We start from the raw sequence: 15,661 nt of genomic DNA on the forward strand, positions 1-15,661 counted from the left end.
GGATGGACTTCAGTTCTTGTGGATTCATTATGTGAACACCCTGGATGTTGAGTATGTTTGGCAGCCTCGGCTGAAGTGATACGTTATCGTACAACTATAAAAAAGAACACTCCTTTTCATTCGACTTAAGTCTAGCGCAACAGGTTTTGGGCATGCAGCCGTCTGCAATAGGCATAAGCGCCACAAAATAGCGCAGCCAGGAGTTGCCTTGCATCATTTGCGAACAGATGGTCGTTGACAGCCAAGCTTTTGGTTGGTACAAATTCGCCATGTCGTACGACGACGCATAACTACACCAATAAAAACAAATACGAGAATCAATCTATGCCTTCGATTCCAAAGCATTCTCAGGACACACCCTCTTTGAGGGGGCGCCTGGAAACGTCTCGCCAAGGGATCAATCGCCCAAGGGGGACGCTGCAATGAGCCAGCACCAAACCCCCAGCGTAATGAGCATGCAGGTGATCCCCGTTGCCGGCCAGGACAGCATGCTGCTTAACCTTTGCGGAGCCCATGCGCCCTACTTCACGCGTAACCTGGTGCTGCTCAAGGACAACGCCGGCAACATGGGCATCGGCGAAGTGCCGGGCGGTGAAGGTATTCGCCAGGCACTTGAGCGTATCCGCCCCCTGGTCGAAGGCCAGCCAATCGGCGCCTATAACCGTGTGCTGCGCAGCCTGCAACAGGCCCTGTCAGGCAAGGCTGACGGCCCTCAAACCATCGCTCACCAGGTCACCTCGGAAGCTGAAGCCGCCGTACTGCGCCAGCCCCACGAGATCAACCTGCGCCTGGATAACGTCATCACGGCGGTTGAAGCGGCCCTGCTCGACTTGCTTGGCCAGTACCTCAAGGTTCCAGTCGCTGAATTGCTTGGCGCAGGCCAGCAGCGCGATAGCGTGCCGATGCTGGCGTATCTGTTTTATATCGGGGACAGCAATAAAACCGACCTGCCCTATGTAAAAGGCACGGGTGATGACTGGTACAAACACCGGCACAGCGTTGCGATGACCCCGCAAGCCATTGCCGATCAGGCTGAATCTGCCGCCGCCCGTTACGGCTTCAGCGACTTCAAGCTCAAGGGTGGCGTAATGCACGGCAGCGAAGAAATGGCTGCCGTTGCCGCCATCAAGTCGCGCTTCCCGCAGGCCCGCGTCACACTTGATCCGAACGGTGCCTGGTCGCTGGATGAAGCCATTGCCCTGTGCAAGGGTCAAAACCATCTGCTGGCTTACGCCGAAGACCCCTGCGGTCCTGAGAATGGTTACTCCGGCCGGGAAGTCATGGCCGAGTTCAAGCGCGCAACCGGCATTGCGACTGCCACCAACATGATCGCCACCGACTGGCGTCAGATGGGGCACTCACTGCGCCTTGAAGCGGTGGAAATCCCGCTGGCCGACCCACACTTCTGGACCATGCAGGGCGCCGTCCGCCTTGGCCAGGTGTGCGCCGAGTTCGGCCTGACCTGGGGCTCGCACTCCAATAACCACTTTGACGTATCGCTGGCCATGTTTACCCATGTTGCCGCCGCCGTACCCGGGCGCATCACGGCCATCGACACCCACTGGATCTGGCAGGAAGGCCAGGAACGACTGACCCGCGAACCGCTGCAAATCATCGGCGGCAAGGTTCAGGTACCACAACGTCCGGGCCTCGGTATCGAACCCGACCTGGATCGTATACACAGCGCCCATGAACTCTATAAGCGCGTCGCCACTGGCGCACGTGACGATGCCATGGCCATGCAGTACCTCGTGGCGGGCTGGCAGTACGACCCGAAACGTCCAAGCTTGGGCCGCACCCGTTAAGGCGCGCCTATTTACAACCACCCGGAGAATTCCAATGAAAAAAACAATCCGTGCCTCCCTAATGTCTGCAATGATCGCCATGGGCGTATTAAGCGGCCCAGCCAGTTCCTTTGCAGCTGATGCAGCCAATTGGCCGACACGCCCGGTGCAAGTGGTGGTAATCGCCAACCCTGGCGGCGACACTGACTTCAACGCCCGCATGATGGCCAAGTACTTCAGCGAAATCACCGGCAAGAACATGGTCGTGACCAACGTCGCTGGCGGCGGTGGCACCCTGGCTGCCGAACAGGTCAAGGGCGCAGCGCCGGATGGCAACACCATACTGTTCACCCACACCGGCCAGTTGATCGTCAACGAAGTGGCTGGCCTGTCCAAAGACAGCTACGACGCCTTCGATATCTCCTGCATCGCAGGCGTGGACAAAGGCGCCATCTTTGTTGCCAGCGAACAAGCCGGCGTGAAAAGCCTCAAAGACCTGATCGAAAAAGCCAAGGCCAACCCAAACACCATCGCCTACGGCACCGAGATCGGCAGTTTCTCGCACATCCAGGGCTTGATGTTTGAACAGCTGGCGGGTGTAAAACTGAAAATGATCGACGCCGGCACAGTGTCCGAGAAAGTGGTTGCCCTGCTGGGTGGACGCATGGACCTGGGCGCGATCAGCTATGGCTCGGTACAGGACTACATCAAAGGCGGCCAGATGGTTGCGCTGGGCCAGCCAAACGCCGAGCGTAACGCGCTGCTGGGCGACGTTAAGACCTTCAAGGAACAAGGTGTCGACTTCACTATCGACAAGCCTTACGTGGTTGCCTTTCCAAAGGGTACTGATCCGGCAATCGTGAAAAAGATGGCCGACATCATGAAGCAGATCACTGAAAACCCTGAGTACGCAGAAGAGCTGAAGAAATCTTTCAAGCAACCTGTTGCCTACTACAACACCGAAGAAGCCATCGCGACCCTGAAAAAGACCCGCGAAGACTTCATGCAGTACAAGGACGCCCTGCGCCAGTCCAAATGATGTAAAGGTCGGGCCGGTCTGCTGACCGGCACGCGCCAAGCGACCATCACCAGAGGTTAAATGATGGCTACAAACAAGAAAACTGAACTGGCCATTGCCGGCTGCATGCTGGCTGTCGGCATTGGCTACCTGCTGATGACGACCCAGTTGCCCCACCATAGCGGTATCGACGCGACCTTCGTCCCTTACCTGCTCTCGGCCCTACTGTGCATGCTTGGCGCATTGCATATGCTGGCGGCGGTAAAAATGCCACAGGCCGTGCAAGCGGCAAGCACACCAGACGAAGCCGCCAGCGAGCCGCTAGACGCCAAGGCAGTTGTCAAAACCCTGGCGTTGATCGTCGCTTACATCGCTCTATTGAAAACGGTCGGCTTTCCGATCATGACCACGATTTACCTCTACCTGCAGTTCATCGTGCTCACCCCCGTCAACCAGAAGGTCAACCACCTGGTCTATGTGCTGATTGCACTGATCACCTCTGCAGTGGTGTACACCCTGTTCCGTGAGGCCTTTGACCTGATGCTGCCATCCGGCCTGTTTGGCTTCTAGGAGAATCGACCATGCTCGACTTATTGCAGCAAGGCTTCGGTGCTGTTTTTTCAATCCATATCATGCTGCTGATGGTCATTGGTGTCGCCGTCGGCATCGTCTTTGGCGCAGTGCCTGGTTTGTCAGCCACAATGGCGGTAGCCCTGTGCCTGCCACTGACCTTCACCATGGGCCCGCACGCCGGCTTGTCACTGCTGGTATCCCTGTTTATCGGCGCCACGTCCGGCGGCTTGATATCGGCCATTCTCTTGAAGATTCCGGGAACCCCCTCCTCCATTGCCACTGTGTTCGACGGTGGCCCGATGATGGAGAAAGGCGAAGGCGTTAAAGCGCTGGGAGTCGGTATTGTCTTCTCCTTCCTGGGCACCATCTTCAGCATCATCGCCCTGATGTTCCTGGCACCGCAGTTGGCCAAGTTCGCCCTGCGCTTTGGCCCGCAGGAATACTTCTCCATCGCCGTATTCTCATTGACCCTGATTGCCACGCTCTCCGCCGGCTCGATGGTCAAGGGCTTGTTCGCCGGAGCGCTGGGCTTTGCCGTTTCCACCGTGGGGATTGCCCCGGTTGAAGCGATTCGCCGCTTTACCTTCGACTTCGCCGAACTCAATGGCGGCTTCGCCATGCTCACAGTGATGATCGGCATGTTCGCAGTGGCCGAGATCATCAAGGTGGCCGAGCGCGGACGCCGCCCTGTGGAAGCCAAGGCTGAACCGGTCAGCATGAAGAACATCAAGGGCTTCGGCTTCTCGATGCGCGAGTTTCGCGAGCAGGTACCCAACGCAACGCGCTCCGGCCTGATCGGCCTGGGTGTCGGGATTCTACCGGGCATCGGCGCTGGCACCTCTAACCTGCTGGCCTACATCATTTCGAAGAAACGCGCGAAAGATCCAGACAGCTACGGCAAGGGCAACATGGGCGGTGTGGTTGCCAGTGAAACCGCTAACAATGCCGGTATCGGCGGTGCCATGCTGCCCCTGATGACCCTGGGTATTCCGGGCGATACGGTAACCGCGATTTTGCTTGGCGGCTTTTTGATTCACGGCATCCAGCCCGGCCCGTTGCTGTTCATCACCCAAGGTCCGCTGGTCTACACCATCTTCGCCGCCTTGCTGGTATCGACCGTACTGATGCTGTTCATGGAATTCTATGGCTTGCGCATCTTTATCAAGCTGCTGGAGATCCCCAAGCACATCTTGCTGCCGATCATCCTGGTTTTGTGCGTGGTCGGTGCATTCGGCCTCAGCAGCCGCCTGTTCGACGTTTGGTCGATCCTGGTATTTGGCGTACTGGGCTACGCCTTCGTCAAAGCGGGTATTCCACCGGCGCCGTTTATCATCGGCTTCATTCTTGGACCAATGGCCGAAACCAATCTGCGCCGTGGCCTGATGATGTCCGATGGCAACTTCGGCACTTTCCTCACCAACCCGATTTCGGCAACCTTCCTCGGTTTGGCGCTGGCCTTTGTAATCTGGCAACTGGTCAGCGCGATTCGCCCAAAGAAGAGCATGATCAACGAAATCATCCGCACCTGATGGGTGCTTAACCTTGAAAGGCCAGCTCTTGTAGCTGGCCTTTTTTATTGTCCGGGCGTTGATACAGGCCTGGGCGCGATCCACGGACGGCTTGCTTGAACGCAATCGAGCTCGGCCGCTTGAGGCTTTGGCGTTCATGTCCGGATGCATCGCGCTATCTCGCTGTGCAAATTCTTGAGAAGAAGCATGACGGCACGGATTGGCAAGGTCTATTCTAATTAACCATTCCATTGATACCCGAATTGAATCAATGTTCGAACTTGCCCAACTGCGCTGTTTCACCATGGTTGCCACGGAGCTCAACTTCCGGCGAGCAGCTGAACGCCTGCATATGACCCAGCCGCCCTTGAGCCGACAGATCAGGTTATTGGAGCATCAGCTTGGCGTCAGCCTGTTCAAGCGCAGCACCCGCTCTGTTTGCCTGACCGCTGCAGGACGCGCCTTTCTGATTGAGGCCAGCAGCCTGCTTGAGCGTGCCGAACAGGCTACGCAAAGGGCGCGCAGAATCGCCGCTGGTGACCTGGGCTCGGTAGCCTTGAATTTCGTCGCCAACGCGGTCCATGGCTTGCTGCCGCGAGCGCTCAACGACTTACGCGAACGCCTGCCGGATATAGAGGTGAAACTGCAGGAGATGACCAGCTTCGAGCAGATCGAAGCGCTGCGCGAGAGACGCATTGACATAGGCATTGTACGCACGCCAGTGATGCAGCCGGGCATTAGCAGTCTCAGCCTGCTGCATGAGCCGTTCGTACTCGCCGTGCCACGCCAGCATCCGCTGGCCAACCAAACGCTGGTCCGAGTCAGGGACCTCGATGCACAACCCTTCATCCTGTCGTCCTGGCAACCCTTCAATGAGTTGATCAACGGCTTGCTCCCCACCCATAACATCCAGCCAAGGGTGGTGCAGGAACTGAGCTCGACCCTGACAATCTTGACCCTGGTCAACTCGGGCATGGGGCTGGCACTGGTGCCACTGGGGGCCTCACGCCTGCGCCAGGATAACCTGTGCTTTCGCCCCATAGACTTGCCGGATGGCATGCACAGCACCCTGCACCTGGCCTGGCGCGAAGACGACGACAACCCAGCTTGCGCGGCGGTCAGGCAAGCTCTGCTCAGCGCCGCGCAGCTGGAAAGTCATGTGCTCAACGAGCAGGATCAGGGACGCTGACCGACCTCGGCCTGTTGCACGGTCCAACCTGCTACTTGCTCGCTTAGCGTCAGGCCCAACCCCGGACGGGTCGGCACCAGCATGCGGCCGTCGCGGGTTTCCAGGCGTTCCTCGAACAGCGGCTCCAACCATTCGAAGTGCTCTACCCAAGGTTCACGCGTATGGGTTGCAGCCAAGTGCACATGCAACTCCATGGCAAAGTGCGGCGCCAGCGTCATGCCCGCTTGTTCGGCCAATGTTTGCACCCGTAGATACGGGGTGATGCCACCCACACGCGGCGCATCCGGCATCAGGTAGTCCGCTGCGCGTTGTCGAATAAACTCCCAGTGTTCGGCTGGGCTGGTAAGCATTTCACCGGTGGCAATCGGGGTATCGAACTGGCGCACCAACTCGGCATGACCCTCGGCGTCGTAGCAATCGAGCGGCTCCTCGATCCAGACCAACTGGAAGTCCTCCAGGCGGCGGCACATGCGCCGCGCGGTGGTGCGATCCCATTGCTGGTTGGCGTCGACCATCAACGGGAAGGATTCCCCCAGGTGCTTACGCACCTTGGCCACCCGATGCAGATCCAGCGCGGCATCGGGCTGGCCGACCTTAAGCTTGATTCCACCAATGCCCTGTTCACGGGAGACATCCGTGTTTTTCAGCAATTGCTCCAGAGGGGTATGCAGAAACCCGCCGGAGGTGTTGTAGCAACGTACCGAGTCCCGCTGGGCGCCGAGCAAACGCGCCAGCGACAGGCCCGAGCGGCGCGCCTTGAGGTCCCAGAGCGCCACGTCAAAGGCCCCAATGGCCTGCGTCGCCAGGCCACTGCGTCCAACCGAGGCACCCGCCCAGCACAGCTTGTCCCAGAGCTTGGCGATATCACTGGGGTTTTCACCAATCAGGTTTGGCGCGATTTCCAGCGCGTGGGCAAACTGGCCAGGTCCACCGGCGCGCTTGGAGTAGCTGAACCCCATGCCTTGATGACCATCACGGGTCTGGATTTCAGCAATCAGAATGGCAATTTCAGTCATGGGCTTTTGCCGTCCGGTCAGGACCTTGGCATCACTGATCGGGTTAGCCAGCGGCAACGCCACGGAACGTATACGGAGCCAGGCGATACGGTCTTCGTCTGCGCAAGTCATAGCAGGCTGTTGGTTCATTGGAGTCTCCACCTTGGCGAATCAAATAGCGTCCGTGACCCGGTATTGGAGCCAAATCACAGGACATGGAAAAACCACAGCCCCTTTGATTCTAAAATGATTGCGAAATCATTCAACAGCCAAAAAAAATTATGTAGTGCCCCTTTCGATCACCTCGAAACCCGTGTCGAGACGCAAGGGCTTGCGCGCTAAAGATGGATCGGCAAAACGCGCCAGCAGTGCCTCGGCAATCGACCGGCCGATACGCAGGCCATCAACACGCACCGTTGAGAGTGCTGGATGAGTGTGCGCCCCGCTGGATAAATCACAAAACCCAATCACCGCCAACTCTGACGGCACTGCGATTTGCCGACTGGCAGCCTCCGCCAACACGCCCTGGGCAATGGTATCGGAGCTGCAAACCACCACTTCACCCGCTTTATCCTGGGCCAGCAGACGGCTCAACCCTTCGCGCCCGGTTGCCAGCGTTGCTGGTGCAGCTAAACGTTCAATCGCCACAGCGGCAACACCCTGCTGCGCAAGCGCCTGGGCCACGCTTTTGCTACGCCTGATGCCTCGCGGGTCGTCGAGTGTGATGACCGAGACGCGTCTATAGCCTTTGTTCAGCAGGTAATCCGCCACGGCCTGGCCAACAGCCTCATGGGAAAAGCCCACCAGCATGTCCAGCGGCTGATCGCATAGATCCCAGGCTTCCACCAGCGGAATTCCGACTCGCGCCAGACGTTGCCGGCTCTCCAGCGTGTGCTCGATGCCCGTTAGAACGATCCCGTCTGGCCGACGCCCCAACAACGTACTGAGCAATGCCTCTTCCTGCTCGGCTTCGTAGCCGGTCAGACCAAGCAAGGTTTGATAACCCGCCTCGGCCAGGCGCTCGGTGAGCGCTTGCACTGTGTCGGAGAAAATCGAATTGGCGATGGTCGGCAGCATGATCGCCACCAGACGGCTTCGGCTCGCAGCCAGTGAGCCAGCAGCAAGATTGGGGTCATATCCGGTGGCACGCACAGCTTCGAGCACCCGGCGGCGGGTTTTATCGGCAACCACTTCGGGCCGTCCCAGCCCACGCGACACGGTGATTGGCGAGACACCCGCAACTCGCGCAACATCAATCAGGGTTGGCGTGCTGGAGGAACCGGCTGGCTTGTGGCTCGCCATGATCAAGCTCCTGGCAACTGACTCACCGCTGACTAGATCGCAGTCGTCTGCTGGGCTTCGCTTTCAGCTTGCTCATGAGCCTGACGCAAACGCTCGCGGCTGTTGGTCAGGTGCAGACGCATCGCCGCTCGCGCAGCCTCAGCATCCTGGCGCTCGATGGCCTCGAATATCTGTTCATGCTCACGCTCAAGGCGAGCCATGTACAAGCCTTTGTCATCATGGGCCAAGGTCGCCGAGTTCACCCGCGTACGCGGAATGATATTGGTGCCCATGTGGCTCATGATGTCGGTGAAATAGCGGTTACCCGTGGCCTCTGAAATGGCAACGTGAAACTGGAAATCGGATGCGACGGCATCACTGGCGTGAGCCACGCTGTCTTTCAACGCATCCAGTGCGGCCCGCATCGCCAACAATTGCTCCGGGCTACGGCGCTGGGCCGCCAAACCGGCTGACTCGACTTCCAGGCTGATGCGCAGCTCCAGGATATTGAGTACATCGCGCAGGGTGACAATGGTGGCTGGGTCAATCCGAAATCCATTGGCGGTGGGCACATCGATGACGAATGTACCGATACCGTGGCGCGTTTCAACCAGACCCGAGGCTTGCAGCCGCGACAGCGCCTCGCGAACAACCGTGCGACTCACCCCCTGCGCCGCCATGATCGCCGACTCGGTCGGCAGCTTTTCACCGCGCTTGATCTCGCCATCGCGAATGCGCTGCGAAAGCTCAGCGACAAGCTCCTGGGCAAGGCTGCGATGCTTACGACGGGGAAGCTGCTGATTGTTTTGATTGAGCATGACTCTTCGGGCCTGTGGGTCAATGTGTATACATCATAACCCAATAGTTGTATGACAACAGCGCAATGATGGCAAGTCGGTTGCCATGCTTGATTGTGGAGCTAATCAAAAGTTAGGCACTAGTAGGTTTCGTCCGATTCAGGAGCCGTAAATCCTTTCTGGACAATGAGTTGCCAGCGTATTCGATCCAGCCTTGTCGATTAACCTGCGCATGCAAAACCTTGAGCGGGATATCGAGCAACAACCGAGGCAGATGCCTGGTCCGATCAGCCCAGCAATATTTATCTTTGTGTTACAGCCTGCCATGCTTGTTTGATTTGCAGTCAGGCGCAGCTAACTTGATCCAGTACTTAACCGAAGCATGGCGTCACCGCCCAACCCATAAACGCGTATGGGCCCTGGCTGCCCCCATGATCCTGTCGAATGTCTCGGTCCCAATGGTCGCCTTGGTCGACAGCGCAGTGGTTGGTCATCTGCCCCACGCCTATCAACTGGCTGCAGTGGCGGTAGGCGGAACCTTATATACCCTGCTGACCTGGGCCATGGGTTTTCTACGCATGGGCACCACAGGTTTTGCCGCCCAGGCCTCTGGTCGGCAAGACGGCGGGGCATTGCGCCAGGTACTCTGCCAGGGCTTGCTACTGGCTTGTACGCTCGCGGTACTGCTGATTGCCCTTGCCGTGCCTTTCAGTCGACTCGCCTTGAGCTTGATGCAACCCTCGGCTGAACTCAATCAACTGGCCCTCGACTACTTCCATATCCGCCTGTTTGGCCTGCCAGCAGCGCTGGCGACCTATGCCCTGATTGGCTGGCTACTGGGCACCCAGAACGCACGCGGCCCACTGGCGATACTACTGACCACCAACATACTGAATGTCGGGCTCGACCTGTTCTTGGTTCTGGGCCTGCAATGGGGCGTCAGTGGCGCGGCATGGGCCTCGGTCGTCGCGGAATGGACTGGTGCCCTGCTCGGCCTGTGGCTGGCACGCAAGGCCCTGCGCCCTTATGTGGGTGAGATCAACTGGCCAGTGCTGCGCCGCTGGACAAGCTGGCGGCCATTGCTGGCCGTCAACCGCGACATATTCATCCGCACCCTCGGACTACAGCTGGTATTTTTCCTGGTCACGGTGCAGGGCACGCGCCTGGGCGATGCAACAGTCGCCGCCAATGCCTTGCTCTTGAACGGCCTGCTGCTCACCGCCCATGCACTGGATGGCCTGGCCCATGCCGTCGAGGCGCTCTGTGGCCATGCGTTGGGCGCCAGGGATCGTAAGGCGCTGCGCCGTAGCTTGATCGTTGCCACCGGCTGGTCGTTAGTCGTAAGCCTGCTGTTTGCCTTGTTCTTTTTCCTGGCAGGAGACTGGTTCATCAGGCTGCAAACCAATATTGAACCCGTGCGTGACATTGCCCACATCTATTTGCCCTACCTGGCACTCTTGCCGCTGATTGCGGTCTGGAGCTATGTGCTGGACGGTCTTTTTATTGGCGCTACCCGAGCCAGGGAGATGCGTAACGCCATGCTCATTGCGGTCTCTATAAGCCTGCCATTGGGCTGGCTGCTGCAAGGATTGGGCAATCACGGCCTGTGGCTCGCATTTCTTGGCTTCATGGCGTTACGCGGTATCAGCCTTGGCGCCTATGCTTATCTTATGAACCGGCATGACAGTTGGTGAAATACCGAAGCGAGCAACCTCATTATGCTAAGTCTCAAACTGCCTGAAAATGAAACACAACGCCAAGCAGCCCTCGACGACCAGGAGTTGCTGGACACGCCGGCCGATCCCTATCTGGACACCATTGTGCGCGTGGTACGCGACCTGTTTTCCGTGCAAACAGTACTGGTGAGCCTGATAGATCGTGATCGCCAATGGTTCAAGTCGCGCCTGGGCCTAGATGTGGCCGAGACGCCGCGCAGTATCTCCTTCTGCGACCAGGCGATCCAGAGCGCAGACACCTTCGTCGTCAACGACGCCCATGTTGATCAGCGTTTTCGCGATAACGAACTGGTCACCGAAAATCCCTATGTGCGCTTTTACGCCGGCCAGCCACTGTTCTCCGAAGAGGGCCAGGCGCTTGGCACTCTGTGCATGATTGACCCACAACCGCGAAAACTCAGCCCGAGAGAAAAAGCGCTATTCAAGGACATGGCGACCCTGGCCGAGGGCTACCTGAAATTGCGCCGCGTCAGCCACCAGACCGAGCAACTGCGCGACGCCCTGAGCCGCGAACAACGCAAGGGCATGCTCGATCAACTGACCCAACTGTGGAACCGCGCTGGCCTGGAGCACTTTTTGGCCCATGAGCAACGCACCGCACAAGAGCGTGGCGCCCACCTGGGCATACTGTTTTGTGATCTCGACCGGTTCAAGCAAGTCAACGACACCCACGGTCATGACGCTGGTGATCAGGTCCTGTGGCAAACCGCACGGCGAATATCCAGCGCGGTACGCCCCAATGACATTGTCACCCGTAATGGCGGCGAAGAATTCGTTGTGCTGGCCCATGTCAATGACGTGCGTGAACTGGAGCACATAGCCGAACGCATCCGCAGCAAAATTGGCGACAGTCACTTCACCCTTGAGCAAGCAGAGCTACCATTGACTATCAGCATTGGCTGCACGCTCATCGGCGAAGCCGAGACCGGGGCCAATGCAATGAAACGTGCAGACCGAGCACTCTATCGAGCCAAGCACAATGGTCGCGACCGGGTCGAAACCGCAACGGACTGACGCATAACACTCCAGAAGAGTCTTGATAACCAGCAAGGAAACAACATGGGCGAGGCAATTGCGGCTTACCTGCATTACCTATCGATTTTTGGCTTGTTCGCACTGCTCAGCATCGAGCATGTGAGCTTCAGCAAGGAACTGGATGTAGCACGCGCGCGGCGCCTTGTTATCACCGACCTGGCCTACGGCGTCTGTGCAGGCCTGGTCCTGCTGACCGGTTTGGTACGGGTCATCTGGTATGGCAAAGGCTGGCAATACTACATTTCCAACAGCCTGTTCCACACCAAAGTCGGGCTGTTTATCCTGGTCGGCCTGCTTTCGGCATACCCCACCTACGTCTACCTGAACTGGCGTAACACCCTAAAGACAGGACAAGCGCCAGTGATCAGCCGCCGGGAAAAACTCCTGGTAACCATGATCATTCGCCTGGAGTTGCTGCTACTCCTGATCATTCCCCTGCTTGCCACATTGATGGCACGTGGGTTTGGTTCAGGCTGATGACATGCAGGTTCCGCCATCATTTGAGAAAGCCTTACATGTTGAAATTGCTATGCAGCGGCCTAATGGGCTTGCTTGTTTATTTAATGGCATTGAGTTCAGCACATGCATCAATGCGCTGCAGCAACGGCATTATTGACGAAGGCGATCTGACCCTTGTCGTGCTGGAAAAATGCGGCGAACCTAACACTAGACAAATCATCCCTCCCCAGACCGAGAGCAATGGCCAGATCAAGGCCAAGTCAGTCACCGTCGAAAACTGGGTTTATGGGCCAGATAACGGCGCGTATAAATATCTGAAATTCATTGATGGCAAACTGGTGAAAATCGACAGCGGTCGTCTTTAGGTCTGTTGGAAAAACAACGGGACTGAGGGATGGCAGGTTGGGTTTTGCTCAAATAGTCAGCCAGATGAACGTGCGGGCTTTTGTGAGCAGTAGTAACGATGGGCATTGATCCCTCCATATTCGTTTACCCTGAGATTCTTTATCGGGTTGGATGTGACTATGGATTTGCGAGATCTTTATTATTTCGAAATGGTTGCCGTCTACGGAAGTCTCGTACGCGCCGCAGACCGCGTGCACAAGACCCAGCCCGCTCTTTCGAAAAGTATTCAGCGCCTTGAAACTACACTCGATACAGCTCTGTTCAATCGCGAAGGCCGCCGCATGCGTCTTACTCCGGCAGGTGAGTTGTTGCTGCTACGGGCCCGACATTTACGTTTAGGCGTCGAAGAGACGCAGCGAGAAATTCAGGGTTTCGCCAAGGGAACAGCAGGTGTTGTACGCCTTGGCTGCGGGCCGACAGCTGCTGAGTTTTTACTGCCGCGCCTAGTGGAAATACTCCTTGAGCTGGCGCCTGAACTGACTCTTGATTTGATCACCGGCCAAAATGATCTGCTGGTCAACTCTCTACGTACCGGCCATGTCGACTTGCTGATCAGCCCGTTATCTGCAATTGATTCTGAAGTGTTCGAGACACATGCGTTACTTGAGGATGAGGTGGTAGTGGTCGCCAGCGGCGACCACCCGCTATTGGAAAAGGAGGTATCCCTGATTGACCTTTGCTCCTGTCGCTGGGTCTTACCAGCCCCTTCAGTAGCAACACGGCGCTGGTTGGACAATCCCTTTTTCAACCACCACTTGGATCTTCCCAAGATCCACATTCAGACCAACTCCCTAAGCGCTATGCCACGCTTGATCACTCACACGAAACTGCTCAGCTTCATTTCCCGACACAATCTCAAACTAGGCCACGCAGGGGCTAATTTGAAAGAAATCGTCCTGAAGCAAACCACCATGAACCGCAGTTTTGGTCTGGTGCGGCGTCGCGAGGCATACCTGTCGCCCCCAGCAGCGTTTGTCGTCGATCTTCTCCGGCGAGAAGGTAAAGCACTGTTCACTGCGCACTGCTCTCAGGATATATAAAACCAATTCATATAAAGATAAAAAACTGGAAATAGATTTATAGATGCGCCCATTGAATGATGAGGTCATTCAAACAAACACAAAGGGCGCACCTCATGTCTCACACCATTCTTGTCACAGCACCAACGCTGGCAAGTGCGGGCCTTGATTTGCTGTTATCTCAGGACTGCCGTGTTCTGTTCACTCCTTCAGGACAAGGCCCTGAAGATATTGCAAGGGTCATGACAAGCGAGCCAGTCGATGCAGTTATTTCTCGCACCCTGGAGCTGAATGCCGCCGCTATTACCAACTGCCCGACCTTGAAAGTGATTTCCAAGCATGGAGTCGGTGTCAGTAACATTGATGTCGCAGCGGCTACTCTTTGCCAGATTCCTGTCTACATCACGCCCGGAGCCAATGCGCAATCGGTCACCGAGATGACACTCGCGCTAATGTTCGCTGCGGCTCGCCGGGTCAACTGGCTGGATCGGGAGATCCGTGAAGGTCGCTGGTCGAGATCCCAGGACGGCCTGGAGCTAAGCGGTCGCACATTGGGTTTGATTGGTTTCGGCCAGGTGGCCCGACGAGTGTCGAGTGCTTGCCAAGCAATAGGCATGTCGGTCGTTGTGTATGACCCCCTCCTTCCCCATGACAGTGATATGGAAGGTGCAGAGCGCGTCGGTTCGTTAACTGATCTTCTTCCGCGCAGCCACGTTTTGAGCTTGCATGTTCCCCTCACATCACAGACGCGCAACTTCATTGGAGCAACGCAGTTGGCGATGCTGCCAGAAGACGCAGTATTGATTAATACCGCGCGTGGAGAAGTTGTTGATGAACAAGCCCTGGCACAAGCACTGAGCGAACGCCGCTTGTATGCCGCAGGCCTGGACACCATGGCCCTTGAGCCACTCCCTGAAAACAGCCCACTACTGATGCTCGAAAACGTAGTGCTTACCCCTCACGTGGGCGGCTCAACGCCTGCCGCACTTTCGGCCATGGCAATGGGTGCTGCACGCAACGTACTGGGTTACCTCAACGGCGAGCCGAGTGCTCGATCCGCCTGCGTTAACCCAAGCGTCCTCAATCACTGATCAGGTTCTCCAATGTCTAGTTGCAGCATTCAAAACTGGCCTACCGGCTATCGTATCAACCCGCGTGTCAACGCACTGAATGAGTCACTTATTGAAGCGTTTCGCGCGATTCCTGTCGCTGTTGCAGGCGACTGCATGGGACGCAGTATTGGCTCTCGCGGCCTGCATATGTATCACGGCGATCTGTCGTTGAAAATGTGCGGCCCGGCCTTCACCCTACGCATCCGCCCTGGCGACAACCTGATGGTGCATAAAGCATTGATGATGGTTCAACCGGGGGACGTACTCGTTATTGATGGCGGTGGCGATGTCAGCCAAGCAGTCATTGGTGGACTTGTCCGCACTACGGCACTTCGAGTCAAACTCGGGGGCATCGTAATCGATGGTGCCGTGCGTGATCTTGAGGAGCTCGCAGAGGGCATCCTTCCGGTGTTTGCCGCCGGCCATACTCATAGAGGCCCGAGCAAAGACGGCCCAGGTGAAATTAACGTGCCAATCGCCTGTGCTGGATTGTGCGTACTACCGGGCGATCTCGTGCTTGGCGATGCCGATGGCGTGATCTCAATTCCTGCTCTAGACGCTGAACAGCTCTTGCCAAAGACGTTGGCGCATCTTGAACGCGAAGCATCAATTCGTGAAACCAACAGGCTCGGCACCGCTGATCCTGAGCGTTTCGACGCGTTGTTACGCTCAAAAGGACTTCCAGTTTGAATCCTTTCTAACGTAGAACTCGCTCATTTGTCATTAGGGCGAATGCGGCCTACCTGTACA

The 15,661-nt window shown here is 57.1% G+C and carries 15 protein-coding genes; 12 read left to right on the top strand and 3 right to left on the bottom strand.

The features are described from left to right. The first annotated feature begins 422 nt into the window (after positions 1-422). The 5 genes from PSES9_RS0114905 to PSES9_RS0114925 all read left to right on the top strand — a co-directional run bounded on the left by PSES9_RS0114905 (position 423) and on the right by PSES9_RS0114925 (position 6,072). On the top strand, positions 423-1,805 hold the full coding sequence (locus PSES9_RS0114905) for an enolase C-terminal domain-like protein (protein ID WP_010488211.1): 1,383 nt from the start codon (positions 423-425) through the stop codon (positions 1,803-1,805). A gap of 34 nt (positions 1,806-1,839) precedes the next feature. Further along, a complete protein-coding gene (locus PSES9_RS0114910) occupies positions 1,840-2,823 on the top strand; it encodes a tripartite tricarboxylate transporter substrate binding protein (protein ID WP_010488213.1) in 984 nt (327 codons plus the stop codon). A 63-nt stretch (positions 2,824-2,886) separates the two neighbouring features. Beyond that, positions 2,887-3,372 carry a tripartite tricarboxylate transporter TctB family protein gene (locus PSES9_RS0114915; protein WP_010488215.1) on the top strand — a complete coding sequence of 162 codons (486 nt, stop codon included), beginning with the start codon at positions 2,887-2,889 and terminating at the stop codon, positions 3,370-3,372. 11 nt (positions 3,373-3,383) lie between these two features. Then, positions 3,384-4,904 carry a tripartite tricarboxylate transporter permease gene (locus PSES9_RS0114920; protein WP_010488217.1) on the top strand — a complete coding sequence of 507 codons (1,521 nt, stop codon included), beginning with the start codon at positions 3,384-3,386 and terminating at the stop codon, positions 4,902-4,904. Between the two features lie 250 nt (positions 4,905-5,154). Then, complete coding sequence (locus tag PSES9_RS0114925; protein WP_010488219.1) at positions 5,155-6,072, top strand: LysR family transcriptional regulator; 918 nt, start codon at positions 5,155-5,157, stop codon at positions 6,070-6,072. Here the strand turns inward: PSES9_RS0114925 and PSES9_RS0114930 are convergent. The 3 genes from PSES9_RS0114930 to PSES9_RS0114940 form a co-directional block, all read right to left on the bottom strand. Further along, the gene (locus tag PSES9_RS0114930) at positions 6,060-7,217 is read right to left on the bottom strand and encodes an L-talarate/galactarate dehydratase (RefSeq protein ID WP_010488220.1); all 1,158 of its coding nucleotides are present in this window, start codon (positions 7,215-7,217) and stop codon (positions 6,060-6,062) included. The genes PSES9_RS0114925 and PSES9_RS0114930 overlap by 13 nt on opposite strands. 129 nt (positions 7,218-7,346) lie before the next feature. After that, the gene (locus tag PSES9_RS0114935; RefSeq protein WP_010488221.1) at positions 7,347-8,369 is read right to left on the bottom strand and encodes a LacI family DNA-binding transcriptional regulator; all 1,023 of its coding nucleotides are present in this window, start codon (positions 8,367-8,369) and stop codon (positions 7,347-7,349) included. Between the two features lie 32 nt (positions 8,370-8,401). Beyond that, positions 8,402-9,166 (bottom strand): FadR/GntR family transcriptional regulator, encoded by a 765-nt coding sequence (locus PSES9_RS0114940; protein WP_010488222.1) that lies wholly within the window; start codon positions 9,164-9,166, stop codon positions 8,402-8,404. Between the two features lie 341 nt (positions 9,167-9,507). On the opposite strand from PSES9_RS0114940, the gene PSES9_RS0114945 reads away from it, so the two are divergent. The 7 genes from PSES9_RS0114945 (at position 9,508) to PSES9_RS0114975 (ending at position 15,601) form a co-directional block, all read left to right on the top strand. Then, positions 9,508-10,839 carry an MATE family efflux transporter gene (locus tag PSES9_RS0114945; protein ID WP_036988272.1) on the top strand — a complete coding sequence of 444 codons (1,332 nt, stop codon included), beginning with the start codon at positions 9,508-9,510 and terminating at the stop codon, positions 10,837-10,839. Positions 10,840-10,863: 24 nt separating this feature from the next. Further along, positions 10,864-11,895 (top strand): sensor domain-containing diguanylate cyclase, encoded by a 1,032-nt coding sequence (locus PSES9_RS0114950; RefSeq protein WP_010488224.1) that lies wholly within the window; start codon positions 10,864-10,866, stop codon positions 11,893-11,895. A gap of 45 nt (positions 11,896-11,940) precedes the next feature. After that, on the top strand, positions 11,941-12,393 hold the full coding sequence (locus PSES9_RS0114955; RefSeq protein ID WP_010488226.1) for a DUF2214 family protein: 453 nt from the start codon (positions 11,941-11,943) through the stop codon (positions 12,391-12,393). A 38-nt stretch (positions 12,394-12,431) separates the two neighbouring features. Then, positions 12,432-12,740, top strand: coding sequence for a DUF2845 domain-containing protein (locus PSES9_RS0114960; protein ID WP_010488228.1), 309 nt, complete (start codon positions 12,432-12,434; stop codon positions 12,738-12,740). Between the two features lie 159 nt (positions 12,741-12,899). Continuing rightward, on the top strand, positions 12,900-13,820 hold the full coding sequence (locus PSES9_RS0114965; protein WP_010488230.1) for a LysR family transcriptional regulator: 921 nt from the start codon (positions 12,900-12,902) through the stop codon (positions 13,818-13,820). Between the two features lie 95 nt (positions 13,821-13,915). Next, positions 13,916-14,890 carry a hydroxyacid dehydrogenase gene (locus PSES9_RS0114970; RefSeq protein WP_029529578.1) on the top strand — a complete coding sequence of 325 codons (975 nt, stop codon included), beginning with the start codon at positions 13,916-13,918 and terminating at the stop codon, positions 14,888-14,890. 12 nt (positions 14,891-14,902) lie between these two features. After that, positions 14,903-15,601: an RraA family protein gene (locus tag PSES9_RS0114975; RefSeq protein WP_010488234.1), complete on the top strand. Its 699-nt coding sequence runs from the start codon at positions 14,903-14,905 to the stop codon at positions 15,599-15,601. Positions 15,602-15,661: the final 60 nt, after the last annotated feature.

The organism is Pseudomonas sp. S9 (genome assembly GCF_000222125.1).
GTDB classification, from domain to species: Bacteria; Pseudomonadota; Gammaproteobacteria; order Pseudomonadales; family Pseudomonadaceae; genus Aquipseudomonas; species Aquipseudomonas segetis.

Coding starts and splice junctions, on each gene's coding strand:
- PSES9_RS0114905 (WP_010488211.1), top strand. CDS start 423: ATGAGCCAGCACCAAACCCCCAGCGTAATGAGCATGCAGGTGATCCCC.
- PSES9_RS0114910 (WP_010488213.1), top strand. CDS start 1,840: ATGAAAAAAACAATCCGTGCCTCCCTAATGTCTGCAATGATCGCCATG.
- PSES9_RS0114915 (WP_010488215.1), top strand. CDS start 2,887: ATGGCTACAAACAAGAAAACTGAACTGGCCATTGCCGGCTGCATGCTG.
- PSES9_RS0114920 (WP_010488217.1), top strand. CDS start 3,384: ATGCTCGACTTATTGCAGCAAGGCTTCGGTGCTGTTTTTTCAATCCAT.
- PSES9_RS0114925 (WP_010488219.1), top strand. CDS start 5,155: ATGTTCGAACTTGCCCAACTGCGCTGTTTCACCATGGTTGCCACGGAG.
- PSES9_RS0114930 (WP_010488220.1), bottom strand. CDS start 7,217: ATGAACCAACAGCCTGCTATGACTTGCGCAGACGAAGACCGTATCGCC.
- PSES9_RS0114935 (WP_010488221.1), bottom strand. CDS start 8,369: ATGGCGAGCCACAAGCCAGCCGGTTCCTCCAGCACGCCAACCCTGATT.
- PSES9_RS0114940 (WP_010488222.1), bottom strand. CDS start 9,166: ATGCTCAATCAAAACAATCAGCAGCTTCCCCGTCGTAAGCATCGCAGC.
- PSES9_RS0114950 (WP_010488224.1), top strand. CDS start 10,864: ATGCTAAGTCTCAAACTGCCTGAAAATGAAACACAACGCCAAGCAGCC.
- PSES9_RS0114955 (WP_010488226.1), top strand. CDS start 11,941: ATGGGCGAGGCAATTGCGGCTTACCTGCATTACCTATCGATTTTTGGC.
- PSES9_RS0114960 (WP_010488228.1), top strand. CDS start 12,432: ATGTTGAAATTGCTATGCAGCGGCCTAATGGGCTTGCTTGTTTATTTA.
- PSES9_RS0114965 (WP_010488230.1), top strand. CDS start 12,900: ATGGATTTGCGAGATCTTTATTATTTCGAAATGGTTGCCGTCTACGGA.
- PSES9_RS0114970 (WP_029529578.1), top strand. CDS start 13,916: ATGTCTCACACCATTCTTGTCACAGCACCAACGCTGGCAAGTGCGGGC.
- PSES9_RS0114975 (WP_010488234.1), top strand. CDS start 14,903: ATGTCTAGTTGCAGCATTCAAAACTGGCCTACCGGCTATCGTATCAAC.